Raw genomic sequence first — 22,409 nt, forward strand, 5'->3', positions numbered from 1 at the left:
AAAATTCAAAATTATTTCCATACTCATTACTCATTACTCATTACTCACTACTCACTACTATTTAAATAACGTGCAAGTTAATAAACAGGGTGAACAAGAATGTAAGTTGTCCTGCTAAAGCAAATAGGTAAAAGATGGTTTTGGGTTTGAACATGGATAACATCAAGCCGACGCTTTTGATGTCAATCATGGGGCCGAATACCAAAAATGCTAATAAAGACCCAGTGCTAAAGGTAGAGGCGAAGGATAGGGCGAAAAAAGAATCGACTGTAGAACAAATGGATACGACGGCGGCTAACACTAGCATGACCAAAATTGAGGTGATGGGGCCAGCACCGAGACTGAGAATTAACTCACGGGGGGCTAGCACTTGAATTGCTGCCGCGATCGCACTACCTAAAACCATTACGCCTCCCAATTCTCGCAACTCTTGGATGCTGTTGTCTAGGACTAGATGGAGTTTATCTACTGGGGGTTTACTAGTCGTGAGGGTAGGTTCACCAGCTGGGACTAGGTTGGCATCCAGACGCGTAGTCATACCTGCTCTTCCCCCTAATATGTAAGTCCCAGAACGTAATATAGCAGGAGTATTAGCTCCTTGTTGTCCTAGTTGAGATTTGCCCCGGCGTTTTGGTTCTGGTTTATGGGGGGGATTAAATTTCAAATAACGGGCGATCGCCGGTTGCACTATGGGTTGCAAGTCTGTTTGAAAACTAAACACATAGCCGATAATGGTGGCAATTAATAAAGAAAATACCACTCTGAGAACTACGATTTCTGGCTGATCACGAAATGCTGTCCACGTTGCCCAAATTACAATCGGGTTGATTGTTGGTGCTGCTAGTAAAAAACCAACTGCTACAGGTGTGGGTACTCCTTGCATCAGCAACCGCCTTGCTACCGGCACATTGCCACATTCACACACCGGAAACAAAAAGCCTACCAGACTGCCGACTAAAGCACCAAATAGGGGGTTTTTGGGCATTCTTTCTACTAGTTTGCGCTCATCAACAAAAAACAGCAGCACGCTAGAGAATAAAACCCCTAGAAGCAAAAAAGGCATCGCCTCGACTAGCAGACTCAGAAATATAGTGAAACCATTGTTCAGTTGATTCATGGGTGTCGCAGTCAAAAGCGGTTTGAATTTTTGAGGTTATGCCTAGTCATTCTATCTGAATGGGGATCAAACACATTTAGGTACAATACAACATATTGAAAACACTAAGTAGAGATTTGCTTGGGAGTTTTATGTCAATACTAATGTCATTGACTTGTAATAGACAGGGGTGTTGATTTGGGTGGATGTACTAGTAATGACCATCTTGATGATTGTTTTACCTCCACAATAGTTCCTAGTTTTGTGTATGAGGTGCTTAACTAGTACAGCACGGCGTGAATAAGCAGACCATTTCAAAACAGCAAAAGCCTTTGTATATTAAACTTTTGACTTTTGACTTTTGACTTCCGCCTTGCGGTACTAGGCTGTCATTTAACTACCTAATATTTATACTTACCGTACAATAACTCTTGATTGGGTTATCTTCTGGACTGGTTCATAAAGAATTCATCGTCTTTTAACATTTGGGGATCGCTCTAAGTTATTAATAGTCATGATTTTCGTGATTCCTGTCAAAATAAAATTTTAGTGTTGGTTGAATTTCTACTATAAAAATTCTCAATCGGCAAGACCAATTTGGAAAATAGTTAATTATATGTAAGTATTTTCACGATAATCATTCAGGCTCAAGGATAGAGTTTAGAGGCTCTTACGGATCGGCGTACATCCAGAGACTAGCTAAAATAACTAAAAAGCCGATAAATCAGGGTGTTTTCTTTTGCTTTCTGGTATTAGTGTCAATAGCCAATGTAAGGCATAAAATATTAGCTGATTATTGGCCAATTTTGGTCAAAATGAGAGTTTAATAAAGTGTCAAAAAAGTTTTGTTCTCAAATATCACCACCAGTTTTATCTGTTGGTAGCGATCGCGATCTAGGTTTAGAGTCAAGCCTGCAAGAACTACCAATGTACACCTTTGACGTGGAAGTTAGTTTTACAGGTGCAGAAGTAGCGAAGTATTTTGATAAATATCCCTCACTCCCAGGGGTAATTTTAGTAGAACAGGGCAAATTTCGGGGAATGATTTCTCGGCGGCGACTGGTGGAGTTTTTGATTCGTCCCCACGGACAAGATTTATTTGCCAAAGAATCCTTAGATGTTCTCTACAGTTATGCTCGAACAGCGATATTGCAACTACCTGAGACAACGCCAATTTTAACAGCCATGCACCATACACTGAAGCGATCGCCTGAATTTCTGGCAGAACCATTAGTAGTGCAGACAGCAGAAAGTACCTACAAATTATTAGATTCCCATGAACTCAATATTGCCGCTTGGCAAATTCGCGGTATTGAAACTCAGGTGCGCTACGAACGTAGTCAAGCCCAAATGATTCAAAATGATAAAATGGCAAGCCTCGGAAGGTTAGTAGATGGGGTAGCCCACGAAATTTTAGATCCTGTAGGTTTTATCTGGGGTAACTTAACTCATATCTCCAACTACAGCCAAGATTTACTGAAACTGATAGCTGCTTACGAAAACAATTTACCTCAAGCTTGCGAGGTAATAAATTTTCTTAAAGAAGAAATAGAATTTGATTATTTAGCACAAGATTTATCTAAAGCCTTAACTAGCGCACGCAGTGGCGCAGAAAGATTAAAAAAACTTGTCACTAGTTTACAAAATTTTTGTCATATTGATGCAGTTTATCCTAAACCAGTAGATTTGCATACCTGTATAGATAGCATTGTAATTTTACTCAAAAGCCGTTTAAAAGGAGAAATCAAAATTATTAAGAATTACGGTAAACTACCGCCAGTTCCTTGCTTTATTGGCCAATTAAATCAAGTGTTAATGAATATTTTAAGTCAAGCTGTTGATAGCTTACTAGATGAAGTAGTACGGCATCAACTGCAACCAGATTGTAGCCAAAATATTAAACAAGCAGAAATTATCATTACTACAGAAGTTATTTCTCAACCAGCAAAAGCCCCAGATTCCCCTGATTCTCGCTGGGTTTCTATTTGCATTGCTGATAATGGGATAGGAATATCTGATGAGTTACAAAAACAAATACTTGAAAGTTTTTCTGTCGAAAAAAGAGCCGATAAAGAAACAAGTTTAGCCGTTAGTTATCGCATTATCACCGCTAGACATGGAGGAAATCTCAACTTCCGTTCCCAACCAGATATAGGTACAGAATTTGAAATTTTATTGCCTTTATTGTAGTCATTATCTTCATTTCTAGACTTAAAGATTTATTATGGTCTTGTTTTACTCATGTTGCCTAACAATGACTCTCACTAATACCCCTAACCACCACTCACCTCTCCCCAATCTCTAATTACAGAAAATAGGGCAGAATAATCATCATTAGCAAAGGACATTTTCATGGCTGTTTGGAGAATTTTCTGCACATTTTCAACACTGCTGAGATCCAAACCTAGAGATTGGGCTTCAGAAATAAATAAATCTGTATCTTTGAGCAAGTGTTTAGTAGGAAAATTCGGGTTGCGATAATTTCCATCTAACATACGCGGTAGTTTTTTATCGAAGGTAGGCGCATACAACGCACTATCGCGCAAGACTTCCATAAATTTGTCCACGTCAATTCCTTGACGCTGCACAAAGGCTAAACTGAGAGCAAAGCTTGTAGTTAGAGAACCAATTAGCTGATTTAAGGCTAATTTCAACCCAGATGCAGTTCCCACCGGCCCTATCAGTATAGGTTCTGTCCCAAAATTTTTGAGTAAATTTAAGTGTCGTTCATATTGTTGTGGTTGCGCCCCTACCATCACCGTTAGCGTCCCTGCTTTTGCTTCGGGGATGCTACCCAATACGGGGGCTTCTATATATTCACCCCCACCCCCAACTATAGAATCGCGGATTTCCTGGCTTTGTGTTGGGGTAATTGTTCCCATCTGGATGATAGTACGCCCAGCTAAAGTCCGCCAAGAAGTGTCCGACAGCAGGACATGATAAATAGCTGCGGCGTTCGTCAACATGAGAATGACGCACTCAGCTTCCCGAATAGCATAGCGGGGATGTGTAACGACTTCTGCCCCGGCTGCTTGCAGGGGTGCTAGTTTTTCTGGGGTACGGTTGTAAGCAATTACCTCTACATTTGCTGCTAACAATCTTTGGGCCATTGGTAGTCCCATTAGTCCAGTTCCCAGAAATGCCACCTTCATTTTTCACTTTCCTTTAGTAGACCATAGGCGAGGCCATAATTTAGACATCGCGTTTTTATTGTTGGATGATAAGCAGTTAGGAAGTAGGTACTCTTGATACCATCCTCAATTTACCTAGTACATAGCGTAAGCGGAGTCTGTGGGTAAATTTTTATTTTGTATCAGTTTTTCTACTCCCCAAGGTCTGACTAAGCAATTAGCCACCTGCGGCAAAACTCACCATAATGATTACTGATAACAAGATACCGGGACTAAGTAGTGTTACTAACATTAACAGGTCATGGGCAGACATAATTATTACTCCGATTGTTGACTCGGCTTCATAGCAATCACTGTTATGCTAGTCCATATCTGGCTAATACAGCATTCTTAAAGAGAGTTTTAATTTTTCACTCTTACTTTTACTCTGGCACAGTTAAGCCTTTTAGGGATTGAGAAGTGTTGTGTTTGGGTAATCCCTTGCTTTGAATTAAAACTCCAAAATTCCCTAGTCCTGTGGGGTCAATTAGTTGGTGTAGTGATTCTCGTCGTTGTAGCAGTTGAGAAAGGGATATTTCTTCATAGGAAAGGGCTGCAATGCGATTTCCTAAGCCCAAGGACATCAAAAATAAACCCTGCTGTGTAAAACCAACTTTCTCTAAACCACAGGACTCACCCCATCGTTCTAAAGCGGTAAAGTCAACATGGGCTGTGATATCTTGCCGCCCAATATTGATATAAGGGTTGTTGTGATGACGATGGTGATAGTAGCATTGGAGCGTTCCTTGCGATCGCCTGGGATTATAATAACTGCTGGCAGGGTAGCCATAATCAATTGTTAACACATACCCCCGTTGCAAGCGGTCGGCTACTATACTCAACCAGTCTAAAGCAGCTAAATTAATTTCGCTGCGATAGCCATCCTCATAACCACCTTGCGGAAAATTAATCCCTACTAAATCAAAATATGCTGCTAGACGGGGGGTAGAGGGTGCGCCTGTGATTTCTGTAAAGGATGGAGCTACGCTTTCATCTACCTGTTTTTCCCGAATGGTGACGTAAATTTCTCGCAGTTCACCGGAATCTAAGATAAACTGATGCACCGGTAAAGCATCTACTAACTCGTTAGAGAAAAAACAGCCAACAATTGAGTTAGATGATATATCTTCCCAGCTACACCAGCGCACGGGAAACTCTTGTAAGCGTTGCTGCTGTTCTTGTTGTAAGCCTGGGGATTTTTCAATAATTAGATACTCCAACACCGAGAAAAAATCTGGATGCTGCTGCTGAGTGTATTGAAGAATATGTAACGCTAACAATCCTTGACCTGCGCCCATTTCTACCAAATAAAAGGGTACAGGTTGCCCTAAAATTTCCCACATTTGCAGAAATTGTTCTGCTAATAACTCCCCAAAGTCAGATTCGAGATTGACGGAGGTGAAAAAATCACCTCCCTTAAACCCAATTTTGACTGCATTGCTGGAATAGTAGCCATATTCAGGGTGATATAGCACCATATCCATGTATTCAGCAAAAGTAATTCGTTGTTGAGGACTGGTACTAATGCGATGGGCGATGGCTGTATGCAGTGCCAAATTAGAATCCATAGATAACAAGGGATAGGGAACAGGTGACAGGTGACAGGGAACGAAGCGACGACCGCACTGGCGCACCTATCATTCATCACTCATATTTAACTTTCCAGAATTTCAGGGGATGTGGCTAAAGTTCTCGCCCCTACTTGCATCAGTTCTATATCTGATTGTGACCAATCACGAGTTCCTTGACATTGATGGGCTACAAGTAATCCCCACAAGCCTCTGGGGATCAAAACGGGTACTACTAGGTTAGCCCGGACTTGTAAACTGCGAAGAAAATCTCGGTGACAAGTTGCGATTGGTTCTGTTTCAATATTAGCGATCGCTTTGACTCTGCCTGCTAAATACAATCCTGCATACTCATCATTAAAACACTCATCAGCCCCAGTTGAACCTAATATAGAAAACTCTGGAGAACTTAACGCCTCAAAAGTCACCTGTCCATGCCATTGCCAATAAAAGTAATATAAAACTAAGCGATCGACCTGAAGTGATTCTCTCAGTTCGTTCGTCGTTTGTCGGATTAATGCGTCCCTTTGCATTTTTTGGACAAGACGATTCAGGATTCTTTTTAAGCCATCTTCCGTAGGAGTATTTGAGCTAGGATCAAATTCTGCGTGAGAATGGATTTGCACAGGTTTAAAATTTATAAATACAGATAGAAGGGTCAGTTTTATATAGAAATTTATCAGATTCTATTAATAAATTATATTTACTCAAACAAGCAAATTAAATTTCATAGAAATAGAACAAATACTAAATAAAACTTTAGGTAAGTTATTATTCGCAATCTTAATTTATATAACTTTTTCAGAAAACTAATAATAATTAATTAAGAATTAATATTTGAAAATTTTTAATGCTGATCTAGGCAATCTTATCTAATTTGTGGTACTTGAAGAAAGTAGAACCCTGGCTTTCAAAACCAGAGTTCTCCACGCTTACTTACCTCTACTGGGTTCGCGATAGCGTTGCGTAGCAAAGCAAGCTACGCGTAACGACCAATGATTTAGGATTGGGCATTGCCCACCCCATGAACACTATCTGTCAACAGACCCCATGATTACGTCGATACTACCGAGAATCACGACAACATCTGCAACTTTCATGCCACGCAACAAATGAGGCAGAATCTGGAGGTTGTTGAAATCGGCTGGACGAATCTTCCACCGCCAGGGGAAAACGTTATCATCGCCAATCAGATAAATACCTAGTTCGCCTTTGCCACTTTCTACACGGGCGTAAATTTCGCCTTTGGGCATTTTGAAGGTGGGAGAAACTTTTTTGCCAATGTATTGGTAGTCAAAAGCATCCCATTCTGATTTTTTTCCAGCCATTAAACGCTTGGCTTCTAGATTCTCGTAGGGGCCTCCGGGCAGTCCTTTGAGGGCTTGCTTGAGAATCTTCACAGATTCGCGCATTTCCCGCATCCGCACCATGTAACGCGCCATGCAATCACCGGTAGTTTCCCACTGCACGTCCCAATCAAAATCGTCGTAGCATTCGTAGTGGTCAACTTTCCGCAAATCCCATTTCACGCCAGAAGCGCGTAACATCGGGCCAGACAGCCCCCAGTTAATAGCTTCTTCACGGCCAATAGTGCCAATACCTTCAATACGACGGCGGAAAATGGGGTTATTGGTAACTAACTTTTCGTATTCATCGACGACGGGCAAGAAGTAGTCGCAGAATTCCATGCACTTATCTACCCAGCCATAGGGCAAATCAGCAGCTACACCACCAACGCGGAAATAGTTGTTGTTGACCATACGGTAGCCTGTGGCAGCTTCCCATAAATCATAGATCATCTCCCGTTCGCGGAATTGGTAGAAGAAGGGAGTTTGTGCGCCTACGTCAGCTAGAAAAGGGCCGAACCACAGCAGATGGTTAGCGATGCGATTCAATTCCAGCATAATGACGCGGATGTAGCTGGCGCGTTTTGGTACAGCCACCCCTGCCAATTTTTCCGGCGCGTTGACGGTGACAGCTTCATTGAACATCCCTGCTGCATAGTCCCAGCGACTAACGTAGGGGACATACATTACAGTGGTGCGGTTCTCGGCAATTTTTTCCATGCCTCGGTGTAGGTAGCCAATCACCGGTTCACAGTCAACAACGTCTTCACCATCCAAAGTGACAATTAACCGCAAAACCCCGTGCATGGAGGGATGGTGTGGCCCCATGTTCAGCACCATAGGTTCAGTGCGGGTTTCTATTCTTGCCATAAATTCCGTGTTCTCCCATTAGAAAATTGTGAATTGAACCGCGTATATGCCATCCAGACAGGATTTTTCGTGTCTGCCAATGTTGTCATGTTCGTAGAGGCAATATCTTGGGGCAAGCCCGGCATTTATTGCCCATACGGGAGTATGTTGGAGAGATGGGGGCAGCTGAGGGCTTTTTCTTGATGTTGCATTTTGTTTCACTTCTTCAACTATTATATGGAAGCTCGATAACCAATAAATTAAGGCACTGGATTTTTTCATCTCTCATGGGAGGAGAGGTGACAGGTGACAGGTGACAGGTGACAGGAAAGAAGCAGAGGTGCGGAGGAGACAAGAAATGATTTTTTGACTTTTTTCTGCCCAATACCCAATGACTGTTGATGTTAAACCAGTAATTTTGCTATTAAATTTGAATTTACCAGAAAAAATAGTGCTATATATTTTTGCTTTTAATTGTAACTTTATATGCACTGGCAAATAGAGTATTGTAGATGTTCTACATTCAGTATTTCAATGCTAGATGCTGCTTATTCATGCGATCGCTCGATTTTCAGTTTATTCACCCATCCGTTAATTTAGATGATTTTAGATGTTTATTATTACCACAATTAAAACTAAACTAAATAGCTAATTATTAACTAAGAATAATTGATTCTGATTTTTAAATTATCCTATAATCCTCTATCTTTTTGTGCTAAATCTCATGAATTCTCATTCTGCTAACTTGCCAGCTATCGAAGAACCGACATTTTCCCATTTACCAGTTTTACCGCAGGAAGTAATCACAGGTTTAGCACTACGCCCAGGCGGACACTATCTGGATGCAACGGTAGGTGGTGGTGGTCATAGTCGTTTGATTTTAGGGGCTGTACCGGATATACAGCTAACGGCTATTGACCAAGATGAAGATGCTTTAGCCGCAGCTAAAAAAGAGTTAGCAGAGTTTGGTGATAGGGTAAAGTTTATTCGCAGCAATTTTGCGACTTATAAGTTTCCTATTGCCAGTTTTGATGGGATTCTCGCGGATTTGGGTGTGAGTTCTTATCACTTAGATACACCAGAACGAGGTTTTAGCTTTCGTCACACGGCTAGTTTAGATATGCGAATGGATCAAAGGCAATCTTTGACTGCGGCTGATGTGATTAATGAGTGGGATGAGAAAGAATTAGCAGACATTTTTTTTAAATACGGAGAAGAACGACTATCACGGCGTATTGCCAAGCGCATTGTGGAAAAACGACCATTGCATACAACTACAGAATTAGCTGAAGCGATCGCAAGTTGTGTCCCACCTAAGTACCGCTATGGTAGAATTCACCCGGCTACCCGTGTGTTTCAAGCTTTACGAATAGTGGTTAACGATGAGTTAAAGTCCCTAGAAACTTTTTTGGAGACTGCACCCAAAGCTTTAGTTACAGGTGGCAGAATCGTTATTATCAGTTTCCATAGTCTAGAAGACCGCTTAGTGAAGCATGGGTTACGTAATTCACCTCTGTTAAAAGTGTTGACTAAAAAGCCAATTATTGCGATTGACGCAGAAATTAGTGATAATCCGCGATCGCGTTCTGCCAAACTGAGGATAGCAGAGAGAGTAATGAGTAATGAGTAATGAGTAATGAGTAATGAGTGCTGTTAGCGGTAGCGGGGCGTTGAGCAGCGTGTTGAGTCATTAGTTACTACACCCAAAAGCAAAAGAGGGAGTAATTAAGCTCCCTCTTCAAAGGCAAGATAATAATTAAATTGGAAACAGACCTTAGTTATATGCGCTCTTTCGGTAGCATTGCTATGGGATTAATTGCTCCCTTACCTGCTGCGTGAATTTCAAAATGCAGGTGAGGTCCGGTGCTAAAACCAGTGCTACCCATGTTGGCAATATGCTGTCCTTTGCGTACCTCTTGACCTGCTCGGACAAAAATTTTGCTGTTGTGAGCATAACGAGTTAACGTACCATCGGCATGACGGATATCTACAAGATTGCCATAGCCACCCTTATTCCAACCAGCTTTCTCAACAATGCCATCAGATGCTGTAACAATTGGTGTACCAACACCGTTGGCAATATCAATACCTCTGTGCATTCTTCCCCAACGCCAACCATAGCCAGAGGTGAGTACACCTTTTGCTGGCCAAGTGTAGGTTGCAGAAGAATCTGATGGAAGAGGTGTGCTTTCATCAATTGTTCTGGGTAAATATTGGTCTACCGCAGCTAAAGGAGGTAGCTTGGCTGGAGAAACAGTAGTTCCTCTCATTCTTCCTAAAGAGTCCGAAGCATTAACACCAGATGGAGGTGTTGCTACTCGTATACCCGATGAATTACGGGATGGTGACAACTGGTTAGCTCCATTGTTAGGCAAGAACTCTGGATTAACTGGCTCGTTATTTAGAGGACGAGTAGCACGGAATTCCGGCTTAACTGGTTGGTTAGCGTAGCCAGGTGTTATGGGAGTAGGAACAGCAATCGGGATAGAAAATTCTGTTTGATTAGAAACAGGTCTAGAAACTGCCAAGCTATTGGGGGTGGCTACGGGAATTGGTACAGCCGCATCTATTGTTTCTGAAGATGCGTTATTTCCAGAATTCTGAGCGCGGTATTTTGCTTGTAATCTCTGAATTTCTGCTTGTAGGCTACGGAGTCGCTCGTTTTTTGCGCTGGCTACTCTGTCATTGGTCTTTTTAGGCTTCTGGATTTCTACAAAAGCTCTGGGTATTGGGGTGTCTCCACCTATACTTTGAGTAACGCGATTATTAGCAGTTGTTTCTAGCTCAACTGGGGTGGTTGCTTGGTTTTGGCTCTCTTCAGTTGCTGTTGGTGGCACAGCGAGACTGGTGTTATCAGCTAAAACAGGTGTTTGTGAAGTAATCGGTTGGGAATTAATGCTAGTGGGTTTTACAGGAATACTAGCTATTTCAGAATTAATCCCGTACTGTCTGTTTATTGGGTTCTGAGCAGCAGGAATCACCAATTGTTGGCTGATTTGCAATTGATTGGGATCACTGATTCCATTGGCTTTAACCAGTTCTGAAACAGAAGTATTGTATCTGCTAGCGATCGCAGCTAGGGTGTCTCCTGGTTTGACCTCGTATCTTGCTCGTTGGGATGGTGCAGTAATTTTGGGTGCAACTAGTGGTGCAGTTGTTGCTGGTGGCTGCACCGGGATAGTAATCGCTTGTGGCTGTTTTACACCTGTTACCAGATGATCTTGATTACTAGTGATGCGAGTTGGCGACTGTTCGATAACTGTGCCGTTAGTGCTGAGAGGGGGTAGCTGATTGGCTATAGCCGTTGGCTGCTTCAAGTCAGAAGTATTTTTTGATAAATCTTTTGACTCCTCAGACCGCAACTCCGCCAGACTTTTTCTTAAACGGTTCGATTTTTCTTGGAGGCGATTAAGAGCAAACTCTTGCTGTGCCTTCAATTGAAGATTAATTTCACCACTAGCAGCTGCGCTATCTGTTGCCTCTGTTTGTGGCTGGGTTTTTATAAATGCAGTTTGTTCACCATTAACATCGTTAGTTTTAGCAAGCTGCTCTACAGAGTCTTTAGCTTGCTCTTGCTGTGACTGTTGGTTTTGCTGGTCTATGGAAGTTTTGTAAGTTACTAAATTTTGAGAAAGAGTTTCTGAGGTAGAAGTTGGCACAGACATTCCACTTGCCAAAACTTGCCATTTAGCTTCAAGCCCAGGCAATTGTGAAACTGCTGTCGGTTCAAATATGACAGGATTCTCTGGCACGCTTGCTGATAAGACTACAGGAGTCCCCAGCTTGGTGGGAGCAAATTTCACTTGATTATCAGAGGTAGCAGGAGCAGTTGAGGCGGCTTTTTGGCTACCTACAGGTGCTGCGGCTTGGGCTTGATCGCTTTGCCGAGTCACCAAAAGGCTGGTTGCTCCCATCGAGATTGCTAAACCAATCATGGCTACTTGTGTCCGCGCTCGACGATTCGCCTTATTGTTCGCCACGTTTAGTTGATCCATTGGGGCATCATCGTTGCTTGGGGTATTTTTCAACACAGCCTTTACTCTTTTTTTCAATGCTCGTTTCAAAGACGACCTCCTATGATCAATAGTGCTTAACTGACCTAGATTTTGCAGTTGGAACTAGTCAACGATCTAGATCACATCACACGATAGATCAAGATCACTTTTACCAGAGATACATAGGCAAGATTAACCTGGTTCTCTGATTTAGACAAGTTCACACCTGTTAGCAAAACTTAAAAAGTTGCTATGCTGACTTGTCCGTTCGACTCCTCACCCCCTCACACAGTTTGCTGTTCTCAGAGTTGTCTTAGCTTACTCTTGGTTTGGCGGTCTGACTAGAAAATACATGATACTTTCCAAGGAAACAGTCGCTGTGAGCAATTCTCACTAAGACTTCTGGAATAGCGATGCCCCCTGATGTAAATATCTTCAAGGGTTTTTTAGCAGATCCGTCTACCCAACACGAGACTTTACGTTGATTATTCCCTAAAAAACAACCGTACAAACTTATAACCGCTTTTTTTTTCCTCAAAAATATTTGTTTAGCAAAAATGGTTCAAACTCTTTATAAGAAAGAGGTTGCAATTTTTTGTTCCCCATAGCTCAACCGTTTTAATTCATCAAAATCTATCATTCAAACTTCAGAAGTGATGAGATTTGATATACAAATTTCTTATGATAAAAACATCTATTTTTTCTATCTTTTCAATATAATTACAGTTGACAGTGAAAATTAATGTAACAAATAATACGTTTATATATATATATACGAAAGATTCATGAGTCTATAAGTCTCATTTCGCAATGAAAATGAAGATTTTGCGTAAGCAAAATTACTTACGCAAAATCTAGTTCAACATTATAGTAAATAACCTAACTGGCGACGAGCTTCAAATAAACCTACAGCTACACTGACGGATAAATTCAAGCTGCGAACACCTGGTTGAGCCATTGGTATGTGTAAGATGGCATCACAAATCGACAAGGCTTCTGCTGGTAAGCCAGTGGTTTCACTGCCGAACAATAACCAATCATCATCTTGAAATTGGTGGTGAATGTAATTAGAACTGCCGCGCACAGAAAACCCCAACAGTTGGCCTCCACGCTCTTGATGCGCTTTTGTAAACGCCTCTAGAGATTTGTGATAGTGCAGCTTAACGTAAGGCCAGTAATCTAAACCGGCTCGTTTGAGGTAGCGATCGCTAATTTCAAATCCCAAAGGACCGACTAGATGTAACTCTGTACCTGTAGCCGCACAAGTACGGGCGATATTACCTGTATTGGGGGGAATTTGCGGATTCACTAAAACTACCTGGGGCATTGTCCGTAAAACTTATATTTGTATAAAAAGATATATCTACTATGAAAAATCTACCAATAGACAGAGGCTAATCATAGGTTTTGTTAATAAATGTCAAGCGAGTAATATCGATTAAATTTTTAAAAGCAAAAATTGATACCTTTGAGGCATAAATAGTCATTAGTCATAAGATTTTTCCTAAAGACGGCGAATGATCGCGTCTCTTTGAGTGTCAAAATGGTTTTAGCTGGTGAATACCCTGGGTTCTGGGAAAACCCAGGGTTCTTGGCTCTCACCAATAATCTACGATTGCTATATCAATATATGATTAAGCGGCGAGAGACGAACACAATTTGTCTTGCAGTTCGATTTCGCGTTCGTAAGTTGCGGTAATGGCTTGGGTGATCACTTGCTGGCTGTCTAAACCAACTTTATGTAGTTGTAGCCAATGTTGGGCTTCATTCCCGGCGCGGAGGATTTTCTGTAAAGGGGAAAGGAAACAGCTAAAACCTTGTTCTTTGGCGATCGCCCAAACTTCTGTATAAAGTTCAGTTATCCAATCTCTGGCTATAATCGTGCGACCATCTTGCCAATGTGTTAGTTGAGCATCCAGGCTACCACTAGCGGCTGCTATTTCGTTATTAGTAGTGATAGTAATTAGTTCTTCAGGAGAAAAAATACTTTGGGTTAGAGGATCTAAATCAGGATTTTCTATTAGTTGCAACAACCGTGCTTCTAAAAGGGCTGTGATTGAGAGTAAGGCGATGGGATCTGTCACTAAGTCGCAGATTCTTAATTCCAGGCGATTGAGATCATAAGGACGGCGATCGCCATTTGGCCTGACTGATACCCACAAGTGACGGACATTTTGCATTTTCCCTGCAAGTAGTTGCTGTTCTACCCATTCAATATGATGGGCGTGACTTGTAAACAGTGGTACATGGGTTGGTGTTTGGGGAAAAACAGCCCAACGGGAGGAGTGATAACCGGTGGCTTTACCATCTATGAAGGGAGATGAAGCACTTAAGGCTAAATATAGCGGTGCTTCCAGGCGAACCAGCCGACAAGCTCGCATTAACACTTCTGGATCATCTATACCTATATTGATATGCACGCTAGCGGTGACTACCTTGGTATTGTAGGTATTTTCGATGTAGTCGTGATAGGGGTTAGCCGGATCGGAACGCATGAAGCGATCGCTTCCACCCAAAGATAAGGTACTTCCCGGAATTAGGGTATAGTCTCCCAATGTTTGCAGGTATTTTCGCAATTCGTGCCGAGGACGCAGCAAGGCACACAACAGGCTTTCATAATTGTGCAAGGGACTGGTTACGTATTCTACATTGCGACTATCTGGTTCTCGCATAAACCCGTCCAAGTCTGCAACAATTTTATCCGAGAGACCGACTATTTCCCCTTGCGGTGTACCAGTGTACATTTCAATTTCAAAGCCTTTTAATAAGACCACTGCGTTCTCCTCGGCTCTTCCTGCCTATAGATTTTATCGACGTTAAACCAGTTTTTGTATCGACTATGAGACCTAATTTAAAGTTAAGAATTATGGAATTTGACCTTATCTACAGGCAAGGTAAATTTTGAGAGTGTAATTAACTCTCAATTCACAATTCCTCACAACCTCTAATCTCAACAAATTGATTAGAAATATTTATTTTGCGTGTGCATCTTAATACTTAGATTATCTGTTGAGGTCGGTAACGGGTGATGGGTAATCACCCATGTTTGATTATGAATTACCGATAAAAGCAGTCTCTAAGGAAAATACCGGGATTTAATGCGAATTTTCTCTTGTTGTTGCCTTGGTATGGTTGAAAATTTGCCAGTCTTTATCATCTCATAAAATGCTGCTTTCTTTACTTAAATCTTGGCAGATTACGAGTAAAAATTCGTCCCACTTGGCGTTATCCAGGCGATCGCTCTCTCTATATACTGAATGATGGCCGCGTAAATGTGTTTTGAACCTGCATTATGATTTTAGAAGCAGTAATGCTTAATGTTAAACATGGCATGGAGCAAGATTTTGAAGGTGCTTTCCCACAAGCCTCAAACATCATTTCATCGATGAATGGTTATATCTCCCATGAACTGCATAAATGTTTGGAAATAGAAGGTAAGTATTTATTACTAGTGAAATGGGAAAATTTAGAAGCACATACCATCGGATTTAGAAATTCTCCTGAATATCAGGAATGGAAACAACTCCTACACCATTTTTATGATCCATTTCCTACGGTAGAACACTTTGAACCCATCTTAATTTTTCGGTAAAGGTTTGGTAAGATTTTTTTGAGTAACCAGAGGGGTAAAGCTACTATAGGCTTCATCCCTTTCATTGTGTGCTGACACCTCATAGCTGACAGCCAATAGCTAAATGCTAAATCGACCTTCACCAGAATTATCCCCACCTCTCAGACGTTTACCCGATCAACGTTGGCACATTTACCTACAAAAACCAGAATTAGCGGAAAAGTTGGCATTGGCGACGAATTTATCACCTATTATCAGCCAGTTGCTGATTAATCGCGGGATTGAAACCCTAGAACAAGCACAAGCCTTTTTAAACCCCGAATCGCTCAACTTACCGTCACCGCTAGTAGAATTTCCAGATTTGGCGTTGAGTGTGGAATTATTGCAAGATGCGATCGCCAACCAAACTAAAATTGCTATCTGTGGTGATTATGATGCTGATGGGATGACTAGCACGGCTTTACTGTGGCGCAGTCTCCGCAGTTTAGGCGCACAGGTAGATTACGCCATTCCCAGCCGGATGCACGAAGGCTATGGGATTAATCAAAGAATTGTCGAAGAGTTCAAGAATGAAGGTGTCGAGTTAATTCTGACTGTAGATAATGGGATTTCTGCTTTTGAACCTATTGCTAGAGCTAGAGAACTGGGTCTAAAGGTAATTATCACCGACCACCACGACATTCCCCAAAAATTACCCCCAGCTAACGCCATCCTCAACCCTAAACTTATCGCGGAATCTTCACCATACCGAGGTGTGGCTGGTGTGGGTGTGGCTTATATTTTGGCGGTATCTTTAGCACAGCAGCTAGGGAACACTAAAGGCTTAATTCAGCCGATGCTAGCACTGTTCACCCTGGGAACGATCGCAGATTTAGCACCCTTAACTGGTGTCAATCGTCGTTGGGTAAAACGCGGCTTAAAGCTATTACCTAAATCTCAATTACCAGGAGTACAGGCTTTGATTCAGGTTGCGGGGGTGCAAGCTCAAGGAGCAGGGGAGCAGGGGAGCAGGGGAGCAGGGGAGAAATTGTCTTCTCCAATACCCAATCCTAAAACCCTTAAACCAGAAGACATTGGCTTCCGTCTTGGCCCCCGGATTAACGCCATTGGTCGCATTGGTGATCCGCAGACGGTGATTGAATTACTGACTACGGATGATATGGGAATAGCACTGGCGCGAGCAATCCAGTGTGAACAAGTAAATACCACCCGTCAACAATTGTGCGAACAAATTGAACAAGAAGCGATCGCATTTGTAGAGGCTCAATTTATTACGTCTCTACAACAAGACCGGGTTTTAGTCGTTGTGCAACCTGATTGGCATCATGGTGTAATTGGTATTGTCGCTTCCCGTTTGGTAGAACGTTACGGCGTACCCGTGTTAATCGGTACTTACGAAAACGACGCACAAATTCGCGGTTCAGCCAGAGGGATTCCTGAGTTTAATGTGTTTGAAGCCTTGGAATATTGTCACGATTTACTAGGGAAATTCGGCGGTCATAAAGCAGCCGGCGGATTTTCTTTCCCAGCAGACAACTTACAAGAATTGCGATCGCGCTTATGTGAGTTCGCCAACCAATGTCTAGAACCCCAGCACCTCAAGCCGTTACTGCAAATCGATGCTGAGGCTAATTTTCATCAAATCAACCAAGAACTTTACCAACAGTTAGATGCTCTCCATCCCTGCGGTATTGATAACCCCGACCCAGTATTTTGGACATCTAACGTGAAAGTTATCGAGCAAAAAATTGTCGGTAAGGGTCACATAAAAATTACCTTTAGCCAAAATATTAGTCAGCAGGAATACGTAATTAAGGCGATCGCCTGGCGGTGGCGTGATTATTACCCTCTACCACGGCAATTAGATATTGCTTACAAATTGCGAGAAAATAATTTTAATGGCAAAACTACTCTGGAAATGGAATTGATAGGTGTCAGACTCCCCAAAGGAGAATTACAAGAGGAATCAAAGCAATCACCAGTTCCCCAATTTCGGTTATTCTATACGCCTACCCCTAAACCTTTAAGAACCAGCTTCAATTACCAGCAACGTCAATATACTTGTGCTATTTATCAAAATATTTCTCCTCCAGAGTTAAGAATCAAAAACTCTGAGGGTAAAGTGTTAATGATGCAGCCAGGGAGTAAAATCGGTTTACTAGGTACTAGTCGTGAAGATGCCCTAGAAATTGACCTCTCCTTACCCCCATATGACCATATTATTCAAGCAGCTCTCCAAGCTTTATCAGTTATGAGTACCGAGCTATGAGTTCCGAGTTTTGATTTTCACTATTTGCCAAAACCCAGCACTCAGCACTCAGCACCCTGCACTCTTAAAGGTTGCCGTTGCGGAATGCCAACACAAAAATTACAGCTGGCCCAGCAATGATGATTAATGCAACAGAGACTAGCTGGAAAATTACTTCCCAATTAATGTTAGCTATAGCGTCAAACATTTTTCTCTATTCCTCCCAATTGGCTGAAAAATTTAATTACTCAGTTGCAATACCCGCAATTAATCATATCTGGCGATCGCCAGTGATATTTAATTTACTTAATAAAAGTATAGGAAAAAACATAAAATGGCAACATGGCAATGTGTAAAACAATGTGGAGCGTGCTGTAATCTTGACCCAGCCGAGCGTCCCGAAATAGAAGATTATCTGACACCTGAAGAATTAGAACTTTACTTGAGTATGGTAGGTGAAGGTGGCTGGTGCATTAATTTTGACCATATCACACGAGAATGTCGTATCTACTCCCAGCGTCCCCGGTTCTGTCGTGTAGAAACTGAGGTATTTCAGGATATGTATGGGATTGAGCCAGAAGAAATCAATGATTTTGCCATAGAATGCTGTCAGCAGCAAATTGAGGGGGTTTATGGCGACAGAAGTCTAGAAATGCTGCGTTTCGATAAAGCTGTAGGGCTGTAGTAGGGCGCGGCGTTGACACTCTCGGTTAGTAGTTTGGCTATTAAATGGCTATCAACAATAACTAACCACGAATGAGACAACGAAACAAAAAGGGAAGAGTTGGGATAGAGGTAACACAACAAGGGTTGCTACGTCTGAGACTACCTAGAACCGTTGCTGATGTTAACGCCCGATACATTAACACCGGTCTAGATGACACGCCTGAGAATAGATGTAGGGTACAGGTTAAAGCGTGGGAAATAGAAGAAGATATCAGACACGGTAGGTTAGACCCAACACTCTCACGGTACAAACCACAACCAACCACCACCACAGTTATAGTCACGCAACAAAGAAGAAGGGTTATCACTGACCTACCCTCGTTGTGGGATACTTACTGTGAATATCGCAAGCCTTTAGTATCAACTACTACATACCTACAGAAATACAGGCGATACTTTGCTAACCATATACAACGCTTGCCGTCACATAACATCAACGATGCGGTAGAGATACGAAACTACCTTGTAACGACACTCCCTAATGATGCTGCTAAACGTGTATTAGAACAGCTAAACGCGTGTTGTAATTGGGCAGTTGATACGGGTCTAGCAGTCAGCAACCCATTTAAAGGGATGTCCAACCAACTGAAACGACTGTGGGACAGCGATAACATAGACCCTTTCAGTCGTAGCGAACGGGACGCTATTCTAACCGCGTATCAAGAACATCCAATATATAACCATTATTACCACTTCTTCAAGTTTCTATTTACCACTGGTTGCCGCTTGGGCGAAGCTGTCGCGTTGCGTTGGCGAAACATAGATGCTAGCAGCATTCTGTTCTGTGAGACTTACAACGCCAGGTACAAACTAGCGGGTGACACTAAGACTCACAAACAACGACGGTTTCCATGCAACTCTGCAATGAAAGAGTTGTTAACCAGTATTAAGAATAATGAGAATAACCATAACCCAGACAGTCTAGTCTTTCTCACAAAATACCAGAGGAAGCCTATTAGCAGTGACACCATACCCGCCATTTGTGGATGGAGACATATTGTAAAAGAGTTGGTTGCTAGTGGCGAGGTTCAACGATACAGACCACCGTACAACTGCCGCCATACCTTCATCACACTGGCGTTAGAAGCGGGGCTGACTGTTCCTCAAGTCGCGAAGCTGGTAGGTACAACTAACCAAGAGAACATCCTCAAAGACACGACAGGCAACAGACGCTACTGGGTATGTCACATTACTCAGCCCATAGACTTAACCTGGGTAGCAGCCAACAGAGATGCTGTATGGCGTGAAGCTGTGGACGCATTCAAGAATGGCGAACAGTGGTGGTTAAAGTCTCACGAGGAAGTTGTACAGAACGAACACAACGAACAGTTTACAGAGGAAGACACTATCGAGTCTCGTTTTCTGATGTGGCTAGGAAACTTCTATTGTGCGGATGGTGGCGAACATTGGCAGAATGGTTGGTCAACAAAAGGCTTCCAGTTGACTGCCGTGACCACTGCTATCTACGGCGAACGTGTTGAACATGAACGAGTTAAAGATAAAGTATCGGGAGTGTTAAAGAAGCATGGCTTCTACCGCAAGCGCACCACTGCTAAAGGTGTGAAGATGACGCTCTGGTATCATGACTCGATAGCTGATGTGACTGCCCAAAACTCAGAGGGACGGCATACTGATAATATGCTGTATTGAGTTACACCTGTCCAGGTAGACTTACTATGATAACGCAATGGGTTATACCTGTTGTTTTTTTTATGCGGATGTACGAGTTTTGTTCTATACAGACCTTCTACTGTAGAGGACAGGTATAGCGTGTGTTAATTACTACAATTATAGACACCTGTCCACAGACGTGTCCAGACACCTGTCCACCCTAGAACACAGACAGGGTAAGCATCCTAGCCAAGTGGACAGGAGTAGACAGGTCTATTTATAGGTTCAGATAAAAATAGATATATAGCATATGCCGTGATGCTGGTAAAACAAAAAGACACCTGACACGTGTCCTCTTAGCCCACAATGCTTGTATAGCAAGGCATCCAGCCTGGACAGGTGTATGGACAGGTGTATGGACAGGTATGACAAAGTATGTTATAACACACGCCCACGTCTATCTACCACGGAGGAATGAGAGGTTGTACACCATTAGCCAGAACGGTGAGCAGCGTGAACGAGTTGCGGCGTTGACCCAACCTGTTGTTCTACCTGAACACTTCTAAGGGAGATACCCGTGTCCACATCAAGCTGTCTTTATATATAAAAAACAGGAGTATGTGGACACCAACCTAACCTACTAAGTGTCACCAACTTGGATAACGTATCATTACTCACCCTTCAGTTATACGGCTGGAGGGCTTCTTATTGACTCCATTCTCAACTATACATCTCCCCAGTGTACCCCTGTTTTTGAAAAGTAGGGGGTACTGGGTTGAAAATATCCGCCATTTGCAAGGGGTTCGCGTGCTGAAATTCTATAGTGGGGTAAAGGAACAGCCCCAGAGTTATCGAGATGCACCTAAGTAATGTTTACATATGATGTGTTAGACAGATAACCTTGTGTACATTAACAGCTACGTATTAGTTTTATCTAGTTGTCTGATGCGTTCATACTCACTGTTTTCTTTGTAATGGTCTGTATGCTGGTAGTAACGTAGTGACTCTGTAGCGTGTTGTAGAGCATAGATAACTGCTAGGTGTTCAACACCATCGGGGTCGAGTGTTGAAGCATAATACATGAGACGGTCAATGTAATAACTGATGTGAAGGTCTAGCATCGGCGTATTGTAACATGACACTTTAACCCACATAATACACTACATCCACATACCATGAATTTAACACCATATTACAATGACGGTATTGAATTACACATTAACAACGAGACTGGCGAATGCTTCGCTAGTATTAGGGGTGCTGCTAGAATTTGCGGTGTTTCTGCTTCAACTATATCTAGATATGTAGGTGTTGCGTTACCTCCATTAAAAACGGCTGAAGTCTATACACCAGGAGGGTTACAGGGTGTTGCGTTACTCGATGAAAAGCAACTGATAACTCTAGTTGCCAAGTATAACCCGACACTACTGGCTAAGTTCGTAGGGTATGGGGGTTTAAGAAACTATGCAGCAGTATCAGTACACACAACAGCCACAGAACAAGTAATGAACGATAGCAACTCTTCCAGTATTATTCGCGGTTGGAATGGTCGAGTTGTTCGTCAACGTGAGGATGGATACATGAGCCTTACTGATATGGCTCAGGCTTGCGGTAAAAGACTTAACAACTGGAGTCAACTAGAGTCTACAAAGTCTTACTTAGTAGCACTGAGTACGTGTACTGGGATACCAGCAGACGTTCTTATCAATACAATAGTATACGGAGATAACAGTAATAGAGGTACATGGGGACACCGTAAGGTTGCGCTTCGTTTTGCACAGTGGTGTAGTGATGAGTTTGCTATTCAAGTAGATACATGGGTAGAGGAGTTGCTGACCACTGGCAAGGTAGAATTAGCAGCAGTCGAGCCAGCAGCCCCAACGCCACCACTACCAACAGTCAGCCCCAAAGAGATAGCCGATAACCTGGAATACATCAACAGCAAGGTTGCTAGTATCAGCCCACGTTATGCTCAAAACTATCGGAATGACGATAGTAAGTCTTACCTATCAACACTTTCAGCCGTTACTGGGATAACAGCAACGGGTATTATGGGAATACTCACAATTGTAATACTGGTGTAGTGTAGACCTACTACATCATATAAAGGTGCGAACCATTGGACGTGTTAAACGACTGAAAGCTATACCCTGACTAGGTTATAAGGTGCAAACCTACTAGCACGCAAACTCAGAAAGACTTACTAACACGGCTATATTGACCATCGTA

Annotated in this window: 18 protein-coding genes; 8 read left to right on the forward strand and 10 right to left on the reverse strand. The window is 42.3% G+C overall.

The window, feature by feature from the left end:
* Positions 1-61 precede the first annotated feature (61 nt).
* A complete protein-coding gene (locus ACM0OR_RS04470) occupies positions 62-1,117 on the reverse strand; it encodes a permease (protein WP_323264872.1) in 1,056 nt (351 codons plus the stop codon).
* A gap of 810 nt (positions 1,118-1,927) precedes the next feature.
* Here ACM0OR_RS04470 and ACM0OR_RS04475 point away from each other — a divergent pair.
* Positions 1,928-3,286: a sensor histidine kinase gene (locus tag ACM0OR_RS04475; protein WP_414575163.1), complete on the forward strand. Its 1,359-nt coding sequence runs from the start codon at positions 1,928-1,930 to the stop codon at positions 3,284-3,286.
* An 83-nt stretch (positions 3,287-3,369) separates the two neighbouring features.
* Here ACM0OR_RS04475 and ACM0OR_RS04480 read toward each other — a convergent pair whose 3' ends face one another.
* From ACM0OR_RS04480 to ACM0OR_RS04495, 4 genes are all read right to left on the reverse strand, one after another.
* Positions 3,370-4,248, reverse strand: a complete 879-nt coding sequence (locus tag ACM0OR_RS04480) for an NAD(P)-dependent oxidoreductase (RefSeq protein WP_323264870.1) — start codon at positions 4,246-4,248, stop codon at positions 3,370-3,372.
* A gap of 401 nt (positions 4,249-4,649) precedes the next feature.
* On the reverse strand, positions 4,650-5,834 hold the full coding sequence (locus ACM0OR_RS04485) for a class I SAM-dependent methyltransferase (RefSeq protein WP_414575164.1): 1,185 nt from the start codon (positions 5,832-5,834) through the stop codon (positions 4,650-4,652).
* A gap of 86 nt (positions 5,835-5,920) precedes the next feature.
* A complete protein-coding gene (locus ACM0OR_RS04490) occupies positions 5,921-6,460 on the reverse strand; it encodes a GAF domain-containing protein (RefSeq protein ID WP_323264868.1) in 540 nt (179 codons plus the stop codon).
* A gap of 405 nt (positions 6,461-6,865) precedes the next feature.
* The gene (locus ACM0OR_RS04495) at positions 6,866-8,050 is read right to left on the reverse strand and encodes an NAD(P)H-quinone oxidoreductase subunit H (protein ID WP_190700549.1); all 1,185 of its coding nucleotides are present in this window, start codon (positions 8,048-8,050) and stop codon (positions 6,866-6,868) included.
* A gap of 703 nt (positions 8,051-8,753) precedes the next feature.
* Here ACM0OR_RS04495 and rsmH point away from each other — a divergent pair.
* Positions 8,754-9,659: a 16S rRNA (cytosine(1402)-N(4))-methyltransferase RsmH gene (gene rsmH / locus ACM0OR_RS04500; RefSeq protein WP_414575165.1), complete on the forward strand. Its 906-nt coding sequence runs from the start codon at positions 8,754-8,756 to the stop codon at positions 9,657-9,659.
* A 148-nt stretch (positions 9,660-9,807) separates the two neighbouring features.
* Here rsmH and ACM0OR_RS04505 read toward each other — a convergent pair whose 3' ends face one another.
* The 3 genes from ACM0OR_RS04505 to gshA all read right to left on the reverse strand — a co-directional run bounded on the left by ACM0OR_RS04505 (position 9,808) and on the right by gshA (position 14,798).
* Positions 9,808-12,093, reverse strand: a complete 2,286-nt coding sequence (locus ACM0OR_RS04505) for a peptidoglycan DD-metalloendopeptidase family protein (protein WP_414575166.1) — start codon at positions 12,091-12,093, stop codon at positions 9,808-9,810.
* A 796-nt stretch (positions 12,094-12,889) separates the two neighbouring features.
* Complete coding sequence (locus ACM0OR_RS04510; RefSeq protein ID WP_414575167.1) at positions 12,890-13,351, reverse strand: tRNA (cytidine(34)-2'-O)-methyltransferase; 462 nt, start codon at positions 13,349-13,351, stop codon at positions 12,890-12,892.
* Positions 13,352-13,658: 307 nt separating this feature from the next.
* Positions 13,659-14,798, reverse strand: coding sequence for a glutamate--cysteine ligase (gene gshA / locus ACM0OR_RS04515; protein WP_323264864.1), 1,140 nt, complete (start codon positions 14,796-14,798; stop codon positions 13,659-13,661).
* Between the two features lie 518 nt (positions 14,799-15,316).
* Between gshA and ACM0OR_RS04520 the strand changes: the two genes are divergently transcribed.
* A complete protein-coding gene (locus ACM0OR_RS04520) occupies positions 15,317-15,616 on the forward strand; it encodes an antibiotic biosynthesis monooxygenase family protein (protein ID WP_414575168.1) in 300 nt (99 codons plus the stop codon).
* Between the two features lie 103 nt (positions 15,617-15,719).
* Positions 15,720-17,864, forward strand: a complete 2,145-nt coding sequence (locus ACM0OR_RS04525; RefSeq protein WP_414575169.1) for a single-stranded-DNA-specific exonuclease RecJ — start codon at positions 15,720-15,722, stop codon at positions 17,862-17,864.
* A gap of 64 nt (positions 17,865-17,928) precedes the next feature.
* Here the strand turns inward: ACM0OR_RS04525 and psb30 are convergent, their stop codons facing one another.
* Entirely contained in the window at positions 17,929-18,051 is a 123-nt protein-coding gene (gene psb30 / locus ACM0OR_RS04530; protein ID WP_190700574.1) for a photosystem II reaction center protein Ycf12/Psb30, read from the reverse strand.
* Positions 18,052-18,177: 126 nt separating this feature from the next.
* Here psb30 and ACM0OR_RS04535 point away from each other — a divergent pair, with 126 nt between their 5' ends.
* From ACM0OR_RS04535 to ACM0OR_RS04545, 3 genes are all read left to right on the forward strand, one after another.
* Positions 18,178-18,528, forward strand: a complete 351-nt coding sequence (locus ACM0OR_RS04535) for a YkgJ family cysteine cluster protein (protein WP_414575170.1) — start codon at positions 18,178-18,180, stop codon at positions 18,526-18,528.
* Between the two features lie 71 nt (positions 18,529-18,599).
* Complete coding sequence (locus tag ACM0OR_RS04540) at positions 18,600-20,219, forward strand: VapE domain-containing protein (protein ID WP_414575171.1); 1,620 nt, start codon at positions 18,600-18,602, stop codon at positions 20,217-20,219.
* Between the two features lie 386 nt (positions 20,220-20,605).
* On the forward strand, positions 20,606-20,746 hold the full coding sequence (locus tag ACM0OR_RS04545; RefSeq protein ID WP_414575172.1) for a hypothetical protein: 141 nt from the start codon (positions 20,606-20,608) through the stop codon (positions 20,744-20,746).
* A 351-nt stretch (positions 20,747-21,097) separates the two neighbouring features.
* Here the strand turns inward: ACM0OR_RS04545 and ACM0OR_RS04550 are convergent, their stop codons facing one another.
* Positions 21,098-21,301, reverse strand: coding sequence for a hypothetical protein (locus tag ACM0OR_RS04550; RefSeq protein WP_414575173.1), 204 nt, complete (start codon positions 21,299-21,301; stop codon positions 21,098-21,100).
* Between the two features lie 54 nt (positions 21,302-21,355).
* On the opposite strand from ACM0OR_RS04550, the gene ACM0OR_RS04555 reads away from it, so the two are divergent.
* Positions 21,356-22,264, forward strand: a complete 909-nt coding sequence (locus ACM0OR_RS04555; protein WP_414575174.1) for a KilA-N domain-containing protein — start codon at positions 21,356-21,358, stop codon at positions 22,262-22,264.
* The last annotated feature ends 145 nt before the right edge of the window (positions 22,265-22,409 follow it).

Origin of the sequence: Anabaena sp. CCY 9402-a (genome assembly GCF_963920945.1) — a bacterium.
In the GTDB taxonomy this organism is placed as follows: domain Bacteria; phylum Cyanobacteriota; class Cyanobacteriia; order Cyanobacteriales; family Nostocaceae; genus Trichormus; species Trichormus minutissimus.

What these genes read in the sequence shown, in the direction of transcription:
- ACM0OR_RS04470 (WP_323264872.1), bottom strand. Translation starts at nt 1,117, where the DNA reads ATGAATCAACTGAACAATGGTTTCACTATATTTCTGAGTCTGCTAGTC.
- ACM0OR_RS04480 (WP_323264870.1), bottom strand. Translation starts at nt 4,248, where the DNA reads ATGAAGGTGGCATTTCTGGGAACTGGACTAATGGGACTACCAATGGCC.
- ACM0OR_RS04485 (WP_414575164.1), bottom strand. Translation starts at nt 5,834, where the DNA reads ATGGATTCTAATTTGGCACTGCATACAGCCATCGCCCATCGCATTAGT.
- ACM0OR_RS04495 (WP_190700549.1), bottom strand. Translation starts at nt 8,050, where the DNA reads ATGGCAAGAATAGAAACCCGCACTGAACCTATGGTGCTGAACATGGGG.
- rsmH (WP_414575165.1), top strand. Translation starts at nt 8,754, where the DNA reads ATGAATTCTCATTCTGCTAACTTGCCAGCTATCGAAGAACCGACATTT.
- ACM0OR_RS04510 (WP_414575167.1), bottom strand. Translation starts at nt 13,351, where the DNA reads ATGCCCCAGGTAGTTTTAGTGAATCCGCAAATTCCCCCCAATACAGGT.
- ACM0OR_RS04520 (WP_414575168.1), top strand. Translation starts at nt 15,317, where the DNA reads ATGATTTTAGAAGCAGTAATGCTTAATGTTAAACATGGCATGGAGCAA.
- ACM0OR_RS04525 (WP_414575169.1), top strand. Translation starts at nt 15,720, where the DNA reads ATGCTAAATCGACCTTCACCAGAATTATCCCCACCTCTCAGACGTTTA.
- psb30 (WP_190700574.1), bottom strand. Translation starts at nt 18,051, where the DNA reads ATGTTTGACGCTATAGCTAACATTAATTGGGAAGTAATTTTCCAGCTA.
- ACM0OR_RS04535 (WP_414575170.1), top strand. Translation starts at nt 18,178, where the DNA reads ATGGCAACATGGCAATGTGTAAAACAATGTGGAGCGTGCTGTAATCTT.
- ACM0OR_RS04540 (WP_414575171.1), top strand. Translation starts at nt 18,600, where the DNA reads ATGAGACAACGAAACAAAAAGGGAAGAGTTGGGATAGAGGTAACACAA.
- ACM0OR_RS04545 (WP_414575172.1), top strand. Translation starts at nt 20,606, where the DNA reads ATGACAAAGTATGTTATAACACACGCCCACGTCTATCTACCACGGAGG.
- ACM0OR_RS04550 (WP_414575173.1), bottom strand. Translation starts at nt 21,301, where the DNA reads ATGCTAGACCTTCACATCAGTTATTACATTGACCGTCTCATGTATTAT.
- ACM0OR_RS04555 (WP_414575174.1), top strand. Translation starts at nt 21,356, where the DNA reads ATGAATTTAACACCATATTACAATGACGGTATTGAATTACACATTAAC.